Source organism: Pseudomonas sp. NY15181 (genome assembly GCF_048068055.1).
GTDB lineage: Bacteria > Pseudomonadota > Gammaproteobacteria > Pseudomonadales > Pseudomonadaceae > Pseudomonas.
In genome coordinates this window covers 468,338-483,021 of record NZ_JBLUPT010000003.1, presented here as the reverse complement: position 1 = coordinate 483,021, position 14,684 = coordinate 468,338, and the positions used below count along the sequence as shown (strand labels likewise).

Here is a 14,684-nt window from a genome sequence, read left to right as displayed (position 1 = left end):
CACCGGACGGGTCCATAATTTTTCCAACAGGGGAGGAATACCGTGAACAGCAGCCCAGTAGATCACGAGGCGACGCCCGACTCGCCCTTCGCCACCTTCGATGTGCGCGTCGCCACACCGGACGACGCCCCTGCCCTTGCGCCCCTGCTGCAGCAACTGGGCCTACAGGACCCGAGCCCGGACGTCGCGCTGCTGGCACTGGAGCTGGGCAACCAGCGCCCGACGCGGGTCACGCTGGTGGCCGAACGCGACGGCTTCCTGCTGGGCACCTGCACCCTGCACCTCATCGAACACATCGCCCACGGTTTCGCCCGCTCGGCGATCCTCGAGGACATGGTGGTGGACAGCCGAGCCCGTGGCCAGGGCATCGGCCAGGCGCTGATCCGGCGGGCGGTGGAATGGGCCGGCGGCTGGGGCTGCTACAAGCTGGCACTGTCCAGCCATCAGGACCGGGAAATGGCCCATCGGTTCTACGCGGCGATGGGGTTCGCCCCCCACGGCGTCAGTCTGTCGCTGCGCCTGGACTGACGCTCAGCTCGCCTGGGCATCCGGCGGGGCCAGCAGGTCCAGCAGATGGCCGACGGTGACGTCGAGGGACACCGAGTTGTCCAGCTCCACCAGCGGCCCGGGCAGGCCATCGGCGAAGTGCGCGTTGCGGGCCAGGCGCTCCTCGATCTCCGCCAGCGTCTCGCGCCCCCGCTTCAGCAAGCGCTGCCGCAGCACCTCGGGTTCGACCCGCAGCAATACCGCGATCAGCCACGGATAGCGGCGACGCGCCTCGGGCAGGTACTTGCGCGAACCATTGACCAGCACGTCGTGGCCCGCGGCGAGCCAGTCATCGATCTCACGGGGTATTCCGTAGTGCAGGCCGTTGGCGCGCCAGCTCATGGCGAAGGCGCCGGACTGTTCCAGCCTGGCGAACTCCTCGACGCTTACCGAATGCGCCTCTTCCCCGAGCGCCTCGGCGGAGCGGGTGATGACACGCCGGACGATCCGGCAGTCCCGCGCCGCCAGGGGCGCACTGGCAGCCTGCAACAGGCTGTCCTTGCCGGAGCCCGAAGGGCCCATCAGGTATATGAGTCTGCCTGGGGTCATGACACTCTCTGGAGGTGCCGGCGGCTCGGCGCTACGTCGTTTCTGATCCGCAGGCCAGATGATACCGTCCGCCACGCGTGAGGTCAGAAGAATCGCTATCGGAAAATGCGGCTAATGCCGGCTAACCCTGCACATGGCCAGCCCACTGTGCCATCATGCGCGCCCCTCATCGGATACAGGCCGCCCCCTGTCGCAGTGACGCAGCGGAGCCCTCCGCAGTTCGGCTACGCTGTCAATATCGGGCGTGGCGTCACCTCAACCCGTCGAAAGGAAGGTCTGCCGAGGGCGTCGCATTTCGGATGATTGGTGCTGGCATTTAGCCTTCACCCGAGCCACAATAAGTCGCAGATTTGACGTCAAGTTATTGGTTTTTTACGAAAACCGCTGACGACGCGCTGAACGACCAACGGAAACTGCTGTCAAAGGGCCTGAACGAACGCTGACCCATGGCATCGGCCTCCCTGACTTACAGGTTTAATGTATGCGCCCATTGAAACAGGCAACCCCAACCTACTCCAGCCGCACCGCTGACAAATTCGTCGTACGTCTGCCGGAAGGCATGCGCGAGCGTATCGCTGAAGTCGCTCGCAGCCACCATCGCAGCATGAACTCCGAGATCATCGCGCGCCTGGAGCAGAGCCTGCTTCAGGAAGGCGCATTGCAGGATAATCTCGGCATTCGCCTGGACAGCCCGGAGCTGAGCCTGCACGAACGCGAACTGCTGCAACGCTTCCGCCAGCTGACCCACCGTCAGCAGAACGCGCTGATCGCTCTGATCGCGCACGACGCCGAGATGGCGCAGAACGACGCCTGAGTCGTACGCAACACCGAAAACAGCCGGCCTCGAGCCGGCTTTTTCATGTCTGCGCTTTTCACAGGAATCCCTGGACACAGGAATCCCGGACACAAAAAAGCCGCCTCGCGGGCGGCCTTTTCGGCGGGGCTGCCTACATCAGGAACAACGTGGCCAGCCCGAGGAAGATGAAGAATCCGCCACTGTCGGTCATGGCGGTGATCATCACGCTGGAGCCCATGGCTGGATCGCGCCCCAGGCGCAGCAGGGTCATCGGGATCAGCACGCCCATCAACGCGGCCAGCAGCAGGTTCAGGGTCATGGCGCCGGTCATCACCGCACCCAGCTCCCAGTTGCCGTACAGGTAGTAGGCCACCAGGCCGATCACACCGCCCCACACCAGGCCGTTGACCAAGGCTACACCCAGCTCCTTGCGCAGCAGGCGATTGGCGCTGTTGGTCTGGATCTGATCCAGCGCCATGGCGCGAACGATCATGGTGATGGTCTGGTTGCCGGAGTTGCCGCCGATGCCGGCAACGATGGGCATCAGCGCGGCCAGCGCCACCAGCTTCTCGATGGAGCCTTCGAACAGGCCGATCACCCGCGAGGCGATGAAGGCGGTGATCAGGTTGGTGGCCAGCCAGGCCCAGCGGTTGCGCACCGACTTCCAGACCGAAGCGAAGATGTCTTCCTCTTCGCGCAGACCGGCCATGCTCAGCACTTCGCTTTCGCTCTCCTCACGGATCAGGTCGACCATCTCGTCGATGGTCAGACGGCCGATCAGCTTGCCGTTCTTGTCCACCACCGGGGCAGAAATCAGGTCATAGCGCTCGAAGGCCTGGGCGGCATCGTAGCCGTCCTCGTCGGGGGTAAATGTCACCGGATCGGTCGCCATGACCTCGGCCACGTCCTTGTCCGGATCGTTCACCAGCAGACGCTTGATTGGCAGCACGCCCTTGAGCACGCCGTCGTAGTCGACCACGAAGAGCTTGTCGGTATGGCCCGGCAGCTCCTTGAGGCGGCGCAGGTAGCGCAGCACCACTTCCAGGCTGACGTCGTCGCGGATGGTGACCATCTCGAAGTCCATCAGCGCGCCGACCTGGTCTTCCTCGTAGGACAACGCCGAACGCACGCGCTCGCGCTGCTGCGCATCGAGGCTTTCCATCAGCTCGTGGACCACGTCGCGCGGCAGTTCCGGCGCCAGGTCAGCGAGTTCGTCGGCGTCCATGTCCTTGGCCGCGGCGAGGATCTCGTGATCGTCCATGTCGGCGATCAGGGTTTCCCGCACGGCGTCGGAGACTTCGAGGAGGATGTCGCCGTCGCGCTCGGCCTTGACCAGTTGCCAGACCGTCAGGCGGTCATCCAGCGGCAGGGATTCGAGGATATGGGCGATGTCGGCCGGGTGCAGCTCGTCCAGCTTGCGCTGAAGTTCGGCAAGATTCTGGCGGTGGACCAGGTTTTCGACGAGATCGTGATGCTGGCCTTCCTGACGGTGCGTCAGGTCTTCCACCAGCTTGTGTTTGTGCAGCAGGTCGACCACCTGATTGAGGCGGTCCTGCAGGCTTTCCTGCGGCTTCTTGGCTTCTACTTCGGTCATAGCACGCTCCACCCCCAGTGGCAGAACGCGCCATTGGGGATCAATACATCAGGTCGTGTGTACGCAATCGGGGTTCTGAATAACTACTGGGTAAGTCCATGGTGGTTGTCCCATGCGCCCATCAAGGGCAGATGCGGGAAATAATAACACTCCGGGGTGCAGTGCGCGTTACAAAATCGCGGCAAGAACAATCGCTTGCGCCCGAAATCTCAGTGCGGGTTCATCGCAGGGTTCGACGCGCGAAATACCCGACAAGACACCCAGCACCGGATTACAACGCCACGCTTTAGGCTGCTGGGCAGGCCCGCCGTCATGGAGGACATCATGCGCCTGCCCGCCCTGCTGCTTTCGACCCTGTTTCTGCTACCGACCAGCGAAGCGGCAACGGTGTTCCGTTGCACATCCGCCGATGGAAAAGTCCTCTTCAGCCAGCATGGCTGCCCCACCGACCAGCAACAGGACAGGCAGGAAGCCTCCAACCCCACGCCTGGAAGCGGCAAACCGGTGCCGCTGGCAACCCCGAAGGCTGCAGCACAACCCCGCGCAGTGGCGCGCGGAAAAGGCCAGGTGAATGAAAACGACGTGGTGGTAGTGGGAGAGCAGCAGAACGGCTGCGGCAATCGCGTTACAGGCGCAGCGCGGCGCAAGGCGATCATCGAGGGCAGGATCAAGACCGGAATGACCCGCAGCGATGTGGAGAGCGCCCTCGGCAGGCCGGACAAGGTCAGCCAGAACAATGGGACGCTGCGTTATCACTACGAGGCGGACAAGAAGCACGGCGCGCGCACCGTGACCTTCGACGAGGACGACTGCGTGGCGGGCAAGGCGAAGCGCTGAGACTCGCGACGCAAACTTTCGCCAGGCAACAGCTCTTTACCGCACAAAGACTTTCTAATGCACAAAGAAAAAGGGCCTGCATTTCTGCAGGCCCTTTCGTATATGGCGCACTCAGGAGGATTCGAACCTCCGACCGCTCGGTTCGTAGCCGAGTACTCTATCCAGCTGAGCTATGAGTGCGTCGTTGGCAAAGTTTAACCAGATTTACCAACTGGTTGCAGCTAATGGCATTTCTGCCCTTTCGCCACTGAAGCCCCGCTTTCGCGTTGCCTCGTATATGGCGCACTCAGGAGGATTCGAACCTCCGACCGCTCGGTTCGTAGCCGAGTACTCTATCCAGCTGAGCTATGAGTGCGCTGATGAGGGCGCAAATTCTAGTGCGTTTTTTCTGGCCTGTCAACAAGATTTTTCAATCTTTTCAGCTACTTACGTAGCTGGACAACTCAGCGCACCAGGAGATGCAATGGCGGAGAGGGGGGGATTCGAACCCCCGACACCCTTTTGAGGTGTACTCCCTTAGCAGGGGAGCGCCTTCGGCCACTCGGCCACCTCTCCGCAACACGGGGCGCATGATAACCATGTTTTCCCCGTTTGCAAAGAAAATTTTTAAGAAAATTAATGGTTTGGTTCTTGGTCTTTCTCTTTTTGGATGCGCTGGTAGATTTCCTCACGGTGCACAGCGACTTCCTTCGGCGCATTCACACCGATTCGCACCTGATTTCCTTTGACGCCCAGCACAGTCACGGTGACGTCATCACCGACCATCAGGGTCTCTCCGACCCGGCGAGTCAGAATCAGCATTCCTTTCTCCTTACGAATTACGGATAAACAGTCTGCAAAAAAGAAATGGTGGCAGATTCGTGTAGATCAAGTGCGCGAATCCTTCACCCAAGTATTGACCAGTCCTGTCGGAATGAAAGTTCCTACCCGCCCAGTCAAAAACGACAAAAGGCGCGGGGTAGCCGCGCCTTTCGGTATATAACGCCTTACTCGCCCTGTCGGGCCGGGGCGTCGAGCTCGAACGCCGTGTGCAGGGCACGCACCGCCAGCTCCAGGTATTTCTCTTCGATGACCACGGAAACCTTGATTTCCGAGGTGGAGATCATCTGGATGTTGATGGATTCCTTGGCCAGCGCCTCGAACATGCGGCTGGCGACACCGGCATGGGAACGCATGCCGACACCGACGATGGAAACCTTGGCGATGTTGGTGTCGCCGGTGGCCTCGCGCGCACCGATGCTGGTGGCAGTCTGCTTGAGGATTTCCAGGGCGGACTGGTAGTCGTTGCGGTGCACGGTGAAGGTGAAGTCGGTGGTGTTATCGTGCGAAACGTTCTGCACAATCATGTCGACTTCGATGTTCGCAGCGCTGATCGGACCAAGGATCTTGAAAGCAACGCCGGGGGTATCCGGTACGCCACGGATGGTCAGCTTGGCTTCGTCGCGGTTGAAGGCGATGCCGGAGATGATCGGCTGTTCCATGGATTCCTCTTCATCAAGGGTAATGAGGGTGCCCGGACCCTCCTGGAAGCTGTGCAGCACGCGCAGCGGGACGTTGTACTTGCCGGCGAACTCGACCGAACGGATCTGCAGGACCTTGGAGCCGAGGCTGGCCATTTCCAGCATCTCCTCGAAGGTGATCTTGTCCAGGCGCTGCGCCTGCGGCACGACACGCGGGTCGGTGGTGTAGACGCCATCGACATCAGTGTAGATCTGGCACTCGTCGGCCTTCAGCGCCGCGGCCAGGGCCACACCAGTGGTGTCGGAACCGCCACGGCCGAGGGTGGTGATGTTGCCGTGCTCGTCCACACCCTGGAAGCCTGCGACCACGACAACGCGGCCGGCCTTCAGATCTGCGCGGATGTTGGCATCGTCGATGCTCAGGATGCGCGCCTTGGTGTGCGAGCTGTCGGTCAGGATGCGCACCTGGTTGCCGGTGTAGGACACCGCCGGCACGCCGCGCTTGAGCAACGCCATGCTCAGCAGCGCGATGGTCACCTGCTCGCCAGTGGAGACCATGACGTCCAGCTCGCGCGGAATCGGCTGGTCCATGATCTGTTTCGCCAGGCCAATCAGGCGATTGGTCTCGCCGCTCATGGCGGACACCACCACGACGATGTCGTCGCCCGCCTCACGGAATTTCTTCACCTTCTCGGCCACCTGCTCGATTCGCTCGACGGTGCCGACGGAGGTCCCTCCAAACTTCTGTACGATCAAAGCCATTTCAAAAGCCGCCTGATTCCTGAAGGGCGCCCATTTAACATGCATCACCGCATGCTGCCAAGGCCCGCCGGACGCGCTGCGAGCCTCGGTATTTCAGGGCCTTAGAGGCCCTGTTCGACAAAATTGCGTGCCAGCGCCAGAGCCTCGTCCAGCTTGCCGGCCTCAACGCCGCCGCCCTGGGCCATGTCCGGGCGACCACCGCCCTTCCCGCCCACGGCCGCAGCGGCCTGCTTCATCAGATCGCCGGCCTTGAGCTTGGCGGTCAGGTCCTGGGTCACGCCGGCAACCAGCACGACCTTCTCCTCGAACACGCCGCCGAGCAGGATCACGCCGCTGCCGAGCTTGTTCTTGAGCTGATCGACCAGCGCCAGCAGCGCCTTGCCGTCCACACCGTCGAGACGCGCGGCAAGTACCTTGGCACCGCTGACCTCGATGGCCGAGGAAGCCAGGTCGTCGCCGGCTGCGCTGGCGGCCTTGGCCTTGAGCTGTTCCAGCTCCTTTTCCAGCTGACGGTTGCGCTCGATCAGGCCGGACAGCTTGTCCAGCAGGTTGTCACGACTGCCCTTGACCAGGCCGGCCGCTTCCTTGAGCTGCTCTTCCGCACCGTTCAGGTAGGCCAGCGCCGCAGCACCGGTGACCGCCTCGATACGGCGCACGCCGGAGGCCACGCCGCCTTCGCTGGTGATCTTGAACAGGCCGATGTCGCCGGTACGGGACACGTGGGTGCCGCCGCACAGCTCGACGGAGAAATCGCCGCCCATGCTCAGCACGCGCACCTGGTCGCCGTACTTCTCGCCGAACAGTGCCGTGGCGCCCTTGGCCTTGGCGGTGTCGATGTCGGTCTCTTCGGTCTCGACCTCGGAGTTCTTGCGGATCTCACGGTTGACGATGTCTTCCAGCTGCTTCAGCTGCTCGGGCTTGATCGCCTCGAAATGGCTGAAGTCGAAGCGCAGGCGCTGGCTATCAACCAGCGAGCCCTTCTGCTGGACGTGATCGCCCAGCACCTGGCGCAGCGCGGAGTGCAGCAGGTGGGTAGCGGAGTGGTTCAGCGCGGTGGCCTGGCGCACGCTGGCGTCGACTTCGGCCTTCACCGCAGTGCCGACGCTCAGGCTGCCCTGGGCGACCACGCCGTGGTGCAGGTGCGCGCCGCCAGCCTTGGTGGTGTCGCGCACGTCGAAGCGCACGCCCGCACCGGCAAGGTAGCCGCAGTCGCCGACCTGGCCACCGGATTCGGCGTAGAACGGGGTCTGGTCGAGGACGACCACGCCCTCCTCGCCTTCAGCCAGCTGCTCGACGGCCTTGCCGTCCTTGAACAGCGCAATGATCTGGCCGGCGCCGGAAACGCCCTGGTAGCCGAGGAAGCGGGTGTCGCCGTCGACCTTCACCAGGCTGTTGTAGTCCATGCCGAAGGCGCTGGCGGAGCGGGCACGCTCGCGCTGGGCCTCCATCTCGCGCTCGAAACCTTCCTCGTCGAGGGTCAGGCTGCGCTCACGGGCGATGTCGTTGGTCAGGTCGACCGGGAAGCCGTAGGTGTCGTACAGCTTGAACACCACGTTGCCGGGGATGACGCTGCCCTTGAGCTCGGACAGATCCTGCTCGAGGATCTTCAGGCCCTGCTCCAGGGTCTTGGCGAACTGCTCTTCCTCGGTCTTGAGCACGCGCTCGATGTGCGCCTGCTGCTGCTTGAGCTCGGGGAAGGCCTCGCCCATCTCGCCCACCAGCGCGGCGACGATCTTGTGGAAGAAGGTGCCCTTGGCGCCCAGCTTGTTACCGTGGCGGCAGGCGCGACGGATGATGCGGCGCAGCACGTAGCCGCGGCCTTCGTTGGACGGCAGTACGCCGTCGGCGATCAGGAAGCCGCAGGAACGGATGTGGTCGGCAACGACCTTCAGCGACGGCGCGTTGTCGTTGGCGCAGCCGATGGCGTCGGCGGAAGCCTTCAGCAGGCTCTGGAACAGGTCGATCTCGTAGTTCGAGTGGACGTGCTGCAGCACGGCGCTGATGCGCTCAAGACCCATGCCGGTGTCCACGCTCGGCGCCGGCAGCGGGTGCATGACGCCGTCCGCGGTGCGGTTGAACTGCATGAAGACGTTGTTCCAGATCTCGATGTAGCGGTCGCCGTCTTCTTCCGGCGAGCCGGGCGGGCCGCCCCAGATGTCGGCGCCGTGGTCGAAGAAGATCTCGGTGCACGGACCGCAAGGACCGGTGTCGCCCATCGCCCAGAAGTTGTCCGACGCGTAGGGGGCACCCTTGTTGTCGCCGATGCGGACCATGCGCTCGGCGGGGATGCCGACTTCCTGGGTCCAGATGTCGTAGGCCTCGTCATCGCTGGCGTAGACGGTGACCCAGAGCTTTTCCTTGGGCAGGTTCAGCCACTTGTCCGAGGTCAGGAATTCCCAGGCGTAGGTGATGGCGTCGCGCTTGAAATAGTCGCCGAAGCTGAAGTTGCCCAGCATTTCGAAGAAGGTATGGTGGCGCGCGGTGTAACCGACGTTTTCCAGGTCGTTGTGCTTGCCGCCGGCACGCACGCACTTCTGGCTGGTGGTGGCGCGGGTATAGGCGCGCTTTTCCAGACCCAGGAAGCAATCCTTGAACTGGTTCATGCCTGCGTTGGTGAACAGCAGGGTCGGGTCGTTCGCGGGGATCAGCGAACTGGACGCTACGCGGGTGTGCCCCTTCTCTTCGAAGAAGCGGAGGAAGGCTTCACGGATTTCAGCGCTTTTCATAGATTCTTCCACGGAAAAATGCGGCCACAAATCGCCGGCAAAGGGCCGCATTATGATCGGCCCTGCGTGCTCGGTACAGTGTGTTTGTGCGATAGACGGCGCCTATTGCGCCTCACGCATGCTCAGTCGCGACGAAAGGTGGCGAAAGCTTCGACGATACGCGGAATGTCCGCCGATTTCACGTCGAGATGAGTCACCAGGCGCAAGCGCGCGGCCGGGCTGACATGGATGCCGCGCCCGGCGAGATGGGCTGCCAGCGCACCAGCCTGCTCGCCGATACCGACGTAGACCATGTTGGTCTGCACCGGCTCGATGGCATAACCCAGTTCGGCGAGGCCCCGGCCCAGTGTTTCGGCGTTGGCGTGGTCCTCGGCCAGACGCTCGATCTGGTGATCCAGCGCATACAACCCCGCCGCCGCCAGGCCGCCTGCCTGACGCATGCCGCCGCCGACCATCTTGCGCAGACGGCGCGCACGCCCGATCAGTTCGGCGTCGCCGCAAAGCACCGAGCCCACTGGCGCACCGAGTCCCTTGGAGAGGCACACCGAGACGGAATCGAAGTGGCGGGTGATCTCACGGGCGTCAACGCCCAGCTTGACCGCCGCGTTGTAAAGGCGCGCTCCGTCCAGGTGCAGGGCCAGGCCACGGCGGCGAGTCATTTCCCGTGCAGCCGCGAGATAGGCCTGCGGCAGGACCTTGCCCTGCATGGTGTTTTCCAGCGCCAGCAGACGGGTGCGGGCGAAGTGGAAGTCGTCCTGCTTGATCGCCGCCTCGACCTTGGCCAGGTCCAGCGAACCGTCGGCCTCGCCGTCGATGGGCTGCGGCTGGATGGAGCCGAGGACGGCGGCGCCACCACCTTCATATTTATAGGTGTGCGCCTGCTGGCCGACGATGTACTCGTCGCCCCGGCCGCAATGGGCCATCAGTCCGAGCAGGTTGCTCATGGTGCCAGTAGGCACGAACAGGGCGGCGGCGAAGCCCAGGCGCTCGGCCAGGGTGGCTTCCAGGCGGTTCACCGTAGGGTCTTCGCCGTAGACGTCATCGCCCAGCTCGGCACGCGCCATGGCCTCGCGCATCCCGGCGGTGGGCAGGGTCACGGTATCGCTGCGAAGGTCGATGATGGACATGGCGGGCTCCTCGGGTATCAGGCGGAAAAGCCCGATGCTAAGCGCTCGCCAGAGACGGGACAAGGTCCCGATTCACCGCTTTCGTAGGGCGTACAACCGTTCGCGGTTGTACGCCCTACGTTGCCGTCAGAGTTCGGTGGGGACGACCAGGATGCCGGCGCGCAGTCCGTTCTTCACCCGAGGATTGGGGAAGATTATCCGTGCGCCCTGCTCTTCCACGATCCAGCGGGTACCGCCGATGTCCTCTGCGAGCAGGTAGCCCTGGTCCAGCTCGGTGAAGTTATCCACAGCGTCGTCCAGGTGCAGGCGAAAATGCTCGCTGTGCTTGATCACTTCGCGGGATACGGCGAACAGTTTTAGGCCGTCGAGTTGCGCAGCATCGGCCGCCGGCGCATCGCCACGGATCAGGCCCTGCAGCATGGCCTCCAGGCGCTCGAGGTTGACCGCCTGGTTCTGCCCGAACGGCCGCGCCTTGCCCAGTTCCAGGGTGAAAGCCTCGGCGCCCAGGTGGCTGTAGGTGTAGGCGCTGAAGGTGATGCCCGGTTTGCTCTGCAGCAGCACCGCGTCGATGCCGGCGCTGCGCAGGCGCGCCAGTTCGTCGCGGGAGTGCTGGCGCCCCTCGCTCCAGGGATAGAGGGCGAACTGCTCGATCTTCGACCCACGGATGGCGGTGTGCAGGTCGTAGTGCAGACGGGAGCGTCCTTCGCGGACGAAGAACGCAGCAGCCAGGCGCTCCAGCTCGGAGGCGCGCAGGGCTTCGTTGCCGCTACCCTCCTCGTGGCGACCGCAGAACAGGCGGTTGATGTCCTGCTCCAGGTAGCGCTCGCCACGGCGCATGGCCTCCGGGTTGCCCAGCAGGATCAGGATGCGCGCCGCCGGCTTGAGTTCGCCACGGGCGATGCGCTGCACCAGGCGGTCAAGCAGCTCGATGGGCGCGGTTTCATTGCCGTGGATACCGGCCGAGAGCAGCAGGTCGCGGCCCTGGTCGCGGGTGGTGGACGGGGTGATTTCCAAGGCGCCTTCGGCCAGCCAGTGCAGACGGGTTCCGTCGGCGGTGAGCTGGATCTTTTCCGTCGGCTCACGGCCGGCGAGGGTCAATTCGAGCAGTTTGCCCAGAGCTAGCATGCGGACGCCTCCATCAGTCCCACGGCCGGATCGGGCCGTGGACTCCGCGATCAGTGGTGATGGTCACATCCACAGTCTGGACCATGTTCGTGGACTTCGGCGGCTTCCAGCTCCAAAGTCAGGCCCAACTGGTTCACCGCCTGCGGACGCACCACCAGCAGCGGGATCTCGGCGTCGTCCTCATGGGAGTCGGCGTAGATCGTAAGACCGCCCTTGCCGTCGGCCTCCAGCCACAGCTCGCGCCCTTCCAGGCGGATGGCCAGGCGCGCGGTGTGGGTCTCGCGGCGCTCGCCCTTGTTGTCTTCGAGAATCAGCGGGAGGCTTTCGGTCATGTCGTTCACTCAGTTCAGCTGGAAGGGATAAACCGAGCCCAGTTTAAGGATCTGGGTCAATTCATCCAACGCCGTCCGGCATTCGGTCAGCAATTGCGGGTCGGCCAGGTTGGACTCGGCCAGACGATCGCGGTAATGCTTGTCGACCCAGGTGACCAGGGTGTCGTGCAGGGTCGGGGTCATGATCACGCCCGGGTTGACCGCCGCCAGCTCGCTGTCGGTCAGCGCCACGCGCAGGCGCAGGCAAGCCGGGCCACCGCCGTTCTGCATGCTCTGCTTGAGGTCGAACACTTTCACCTCGCGGATCGGGCCGTCATCGCTGGTCAGGCGCGACAGGTAGTTCCAAACGCGCTCGTTCTTGCGGCACTCCTCCGGGACGATCAGCAGCATGTTGCCGTCCGCGCGAGTCAGTAGCTGGCTGTTGAACAGGTAGGACTTCACCGCGTCCTCGACCGTGACCTGATCGCGCGGTACGCACACGGCCTGGAAGCGGCCGCCACGGCGACCCAGCTTGTCGTGCAGCTCGGCCAGCACGCGCTCGGTGTCGAGGAAGGCGTCTTCGTGGTGGAACAGCACTTCGCCGTTGCCGACCGCGATCACGTCGTTGTGGAACACGCCCTGGTCGATCACCGCCGGGTTCTGCTGGGCGTAGACCACACCGTCGTCGCTCAGGCCGTGCAGGCGGGCCACCGCTTGGCAGGCTTCCAGGGTCTGCCGCGCCGGATAGCGCTGCGGCGCCGGGAAGCGGCTGTCGAAGGCGCTGCGACCGAACACGAAGAACTCGACGCCGGCCTCCCCGTAGGACTTGCAGAAGCGCGTGTGGTTGGCCGCGCCCTCGTCACCGAACTGGGCGACTGCCGGCAGCGCGGGGTGGTGGGCGAAGTGCTTCTCGTCGTTAAACATCGCCGCGAGGATACGACTGGTCTGCGGATGTTCGATGGAGCGGTGGAACTTGCAGTTCAGGTTGGCCGCGGTGAAGTGCACGCGGCCATCGGCGGTGTCGGCGCCGGGGCTGACGGTGGCCGCGTTGGCGGTCCACATGCAGGACGCCGAACTGGTAGCGGCCAGCAGCGGCATGGCCTCCTTGGCAGCCTTGGCGATGACTTCGGCGTCAGTGCCGGAGAAGCCCAGGGCACGCAGCGAGGCGACGGCCGGGCGCTCCTGCGGGGCGAACACGCCCTGCTTGAAGCCCATTTCCATCAGCGCCTTCATCTTCGACAGGCCCTGCTTGGCGGCTTCACGCGGGTTGGATGCCGCCTGGCTGTTGCTCTGCGAGGCGACGTTGCCGTAGGACAGGCCGCCGTAGTTGTGGGTCGGTCCGACCAGACCATCGAAGTTCATTTCATAGGCGGTCATCACAGGCTCACTCCCGGGGTCAGGGTTGCAGGCAGGCTCAGGCTCTCGCTTTCCAGCGAGGCGACCGGATAGGCGCAGTAGTCGGCCGCGTAGTAGGCACTCGGACGGTGGTTGCCCGAGGCGCCGATGCCGCCGAAGGGTGCGCTGCTGGCGGCGCCGGTCAGTTGTTTGTTCCAGTTGACGATGCCGGCGCGGCTCTCGATGAGGAAGTCCTCATAACGCTCGCGGGAGTCCGACAGCAGGCCGGCGGCCAGGCCGTACTGGGTGGCATTGGCTTCACGCACGGCGGCGTCGAAGTCGGCGTAGCGGATCACCTGCAGCAGCGGGCCGAAGAACTCTTCGTCCGGGCGCTCGGCCACGGCGGTTACGTCGAGAATGCCCGGGGTGAGCAGCGCGGCGCCGGCCAGCGGCTGGGTCATCGCCAGCAGCGGCTTGGCGCCCTTGGCCAGCAGTTGCTCCTGGGCCTTGATCAGGTGTTCGGCAGCGGCAAGCGAGATCACCGACCCCATGAAAGGTGCCGGTTGTTCGTCGAAGCGGCCGACCTTGATGGTCGAGGCCACGGCCACCAGGCGCTCGATCAGCGCGTCGCCCCAGGCGCCCTGCGGCACCAGCAGGCGGCGGGCGCAGGTGCAGCGCTGGCCGGCGGAAATGAAGGCGGACTGGATGATGGTGTAGACGGCGGCGTCGACGTCTTTCACTTCATCGACCACCAGCGGGTTGTTGCCGCCCATCTCCAGCGCCAGGATCTTCTGCGGACGGCCGCCGAACTGGCTGTGCAGCAGGTTGCCGGTGCGGCTGGAGCCGGTGAAGAACAGGCCGTCGATGTCGTCGTTGCTGGCCAGCGCTACGCCCGTATCACGAGCGCCCTGCACCAGGTTGATCACGCCGGCGGGAATGCCTGCCTCGATCCAGGCCTGCAGGGTCAGCTCGGCGACCTTCGGGGTCAGCTCGCTGGGCTTGAACACCACGGTATTCCCTGCCAGCAGCGCCGGCACGATATGGCCGTTGGGCAGGTGGCCCGGGAAGTTGTAGGGGCCGAACACGGCGACCACGCCGTGGGGCTTGTGGCGCAGCACGGCGGTGGCGTCGGCCAGCGGGCCGCTCTTCTCGCCGGTACGTTCGCGGAAGGCCTGGACCGAGATGGCGACCTTGTTGACCATGCTGGTCACTTCGGTGGCGGCTTCCCACAGCGGCTTGCCGGTTTCTTCGCCAATGGCGCGGGCCAGCTCCTCGGCACGGCCCTTGAGGGCGGCTGCGAAGCGCTCCAGCACGGCGATGCGCTCTTCCACCGGGCGACGGGCCCAGGCCGGGAAGGCGGCGCGTGCTGCGGCAACGGCGGCGCCGACCTGCGCGGCCGAGGCGGCGCGGCCGCTCCAGACCACGGCCTGGCTGACCGGGCAGAGGGACTCCAGCGGCTCGCCTTCGCCCGCCAGCCACTGGCCGGCAATGTAGTGGGTATTCATCATCAGGCTCC

At 64.4% G+C, this 14,684-nt stretch carries 13 protein-coding genes and 3 tRNA genes; 3 read left to right on the top strand and 13 right to left on the bottom strand.

The window, feature by feature from the left end:
• Positions 1 to 42 precede the first annotated feature (42 nt).
• Positions 43 to 528 carry a GNAT family N-acetyltransferase gene (locus tag ACNFBT_RS10915; RefSeq protein WP_416749147.1) on the top strand — a complete coding sequence of 162 codons (486 nt, stop codon included), beginning with the start codon at positions 43 to 45 and terminating at the stop codon, positions 526 to 528.
• A gap of 3 nt (positions 529 to 531) precedes the next feature.
• Here ACNFBT_RS10915 and phnN read toward each other — a convergent pair whose 3' ends face one another.
• Positions 532 to 1,095, bottom strand: coding sequence for a phosphonate metabolism protein/1,5-bisphosphokinase (PRPP-forming) PhnN (gene phnN, locus ACNFBT_RS10910; protein WP_416749145.1), 564 nt, complete (start codon positions 1,093 to 1,095; stop codon positions 532 to 534).
• 481 nt (positions 1,096 to 1,576) lie between these two features.
• Between phnN and amrZ the strand changes: the two genes are divergently transcribed.
• A complete protein-coding gene (gene amrZ, locus ACNFBT_RS10905) occupies positions 1,577 to 1,909 on the top strand; it encodes a transcriptional regulator AmrZ (RefSeq protein ID WP_015476477.1) in 333 nt (110 codons plus the stop codon).
• Between the two features lie 133 nt (positions 1,910 to 2,042).
• Here amrZ and mgtE read toward each other — a convergent pair whose 3' ends face one another.
• Positions 2,043 to 3,485: a magnesium transporter gene (mgtE, locus tag ACNFBT_RS10900; RefSeq protein WP_416749142.1), complete on the bottom strand. Its 1,443-nt coding sequence runs from the start codon at positions 3,483 to 3,485 to the stop codon at positions 2,043 to 2,045.
• Positions 3,486 to 3,809: 324 nt separating this feature from the next.
• Between mgtE and ACNFBT_RS10895 the strand changes: the two genes are divergently transcribed.
• Positions 3,810 to 4,322: a DUF4124 domain-containing protein gene (locus tag ACNFBT_RS10895; protein WP_416749140.1), complete on the top strand. Its 513-nt coding sequence runs from the start codon at positions 3,810 to 3,812 to the stop codon at positions 4,320 to 4,322.
• A gap of 103 nt (positions 4,323 to 4,425) precedes the next feature.
• Here ACNFBT_RS10895 and ACNFBT_RS10890 read toward each other — a convergent pair.
• The 11 genes from ACNFBT_RS10890 to astD form a co-directional block, all read right to left on the bottom strand.
• Positions 4,426 to 4,502 (bottom strand) — tRNA-Arg (locus ACNFBT_RS10890).
• 98 nt (positions 4,503 to 4,600) lie between these two features.
• Positions 4,601 to 4,677 (bottom strand) — tRNA-Arg (locus ACNFBT_RS10885).
• Positions 4,678 to 4,786: 109 nt separating this feature from the next.
• Positions 4,787 to 4,877 (bottom strand) — tRNA-Ser (locus tag ACNFBT_RS10880).
• Between the two features lie 60 nt (positions 4,878 to 4,937).
• On the bottom strand, positions 4,938 to 5,123 hold the full coding sequence (csrA, locus tag ACNFBT_RS10875; RefSeq protein WP_003085981.1) for a carbon storage regulator CsrA: 186 nt from the start codon (positions 5,121 to 5,123) through the stop codon (positions 4,938 to 4,940).
• Between the two features lie 185 nt (positions 5,124 to 5,308).
• The gene (locus ACNFBT_RS10870) at positions 5,309 to 6,544 is read right to left on the bottom strand and encodes an aspartate kinase (RefSeq protein WP_416749138.1); all 1,236 of its coding nucleotides are present in this window, start codon (positions 6,542 to 6,544) and stop codon (positions 5,309 to 5,311) included.
• A 101-nt stretch (positions 6,545 to 6,645) separates the two neighbouring features.
• Positions 6,646 to 9,270, bottom strand: coding sequence for an alanine--tRNA ligase (gene alaS, locus ACNFBT_RS10865; protein WP_416749136.1), 2,625 nt, complete (start codon positions 9,268 to 9,270; stop codon positions 6,646 to 6,648).
• A gap of 122 nt (positions 9,271 to 9,392) precedes the next feature.
• Positions 9,393 to 10,397 carry a low-specificity L-threonine aldolase gene (gene ltaE / locus ACNFBT_RS10860; protein WP_416749134.1) on the bottom strand — a complete coding sequence of 335 codons (1,005 nt, stop codon included), beginning with the start codon at positions 10,395 to 10,397 and terminating at the stop codon, positions 9,393 to 9,395.
• 126 nt (positions 10,398 to 10,523) lie between these two features.
• Entirely contained in the window at positions 10,524 to 11,522 is a 999-nt protein-coding gene (astE, locus tag ACNFBT_RS10855; RefSeq protein ID WP_416749132.1) for a succinylglutamate desuccinylase, read from the bottom strand.
• A gap of 50 nt (positions 11,523 to 11,572) precedes the next feature.
• Positions 11,573 to 11,854, bottom strand: a complete 282-nt coding sequence (locus ACNFBT_RS10850; protein ID WP_275607993.1) for a GTPase — start codon at positions 11,852 to 11,854, stop codon at positions 11,573 to 11,575.
• Positions 11,855 to 11,863: 9 nt separating this feature from the next.
• Positions 11,864 to 13,210, bottom strand: coding sequence for an N-succinylarginine dihydrolase (astB, locus tag ACNFBT_RS10845; RefSeq protein WP_416749130.1), 1,347 nt, complete (start codon positions 13,208 to 13,210; stop codon positions 11,864 to 11,866).
• The gene (gene astD, locus ACNFBT_RS10840) at positions 13,210 to 14,676 is read right to left on the bottom strand and encodes a succinylglutamate-semialdehyde dehydrogenase (protein ID WP_416749128.1); all 1,467 of its coding nucleotides are present in this window, start codon (positions 14,674 to 14,676) and stop codon (positions 13,210 to 13,212) included. The genes astB and astD overlap by 1 nt, the downstream gene beginning before the upstream one ends.
• Positions 14,677 to 14,684 lie beyond the last annotated feature (8 nt).

What these genes read in the sequence shown, in the direction of transcription:
- phnN (WP_416749145.1), bottom strand. Translation starts at nt 1,095, where the DNA reads ATGACCCCAGGCAGACTCATATACCTGATGGGCCCTTCGGGCTCCGGC.
- amrZ (WP_015476477.1), top strand. Translation starts at nt 1,577, where the DNA reads ATGCGCCCATTGAAACAGGCAACCCCAACCTACTCCAGCCGCACCGCT.
- mgtE (WP_416749142.1), bottom strand. Translation starts at nt 3,485, where the DNA reads ATGACCGAAGTAGAAGCCAAGAAGCCGCAGGAAAGCCTGCAGGACCGC.
- ACNFBT_RS10895 (WP_416749140.1), top strand. Translation starts at nt 3,810, where the DNA reads ATGCGCCTGCCCGCCCTGCTGCTTTCGACCCTGTTTCTGCTACCGACC.
- csrA (WP_003085981.1), bottom strand. Translation starts at nt 5,123, where the DNA reads ATGCTGATTCTGACTCGCCGGGTCGGAGAGACCCTGATGGTCGGTGAT.
- ACNFBT_RS10870 (WP_416749138.1), bottom strand. Translation starts at nt 6,544, where the DNA reads ATGGCTTTGATCGTACAGAAGTTTGGAGGGACCTCCGTCGGCACCGTC.
- alaS (WP_416749136.1), bottom strand. Translation starts at nt 9,270, where the DNA reads ATGAAAAGCGCTGAAATCCGTGAAGCCTTCCTCCGCTTCTTCGAAGAG.
- ltaE (WP_416749134.1), bottom strand. Translation starts at nt 10,397, where the DNA reads ATGTCCATCATCGACCTTCGCAGCGATACCGTGACCCTGCCCACCGCC.
- astE (WP_416749132.1), bottom strand. Translation starts at nt 11,522, where the DNA reads ATGCTAGCTCTGGGCAAACTGCTCGAATTGACCCTCGCCGGCCGTGAG.
- ACNFBT_RS10850 (WP_275607993.1), bottom strand. Translation starts at nt 11,854, where the DNA reads ATGACCGAAAGCCTCCCGCTGATTCTCGAAGACAACAAGGGCGAGCGC.
- astB (WP_416749130.1), bottom strand. Translation starts at nt 13,210, where the DNA reads ATGACCGCCTATGAAATGAACTTCGATGGTCTGGTCGGACCGACCCAC.
- astD (WP_416749128.1), bottom strand. Translation starts at nt 14,676, where the DNA reads ATGATGAATACCCACTACATTGCCGGCCAGTGGCTGGCGGGCGAAGGC.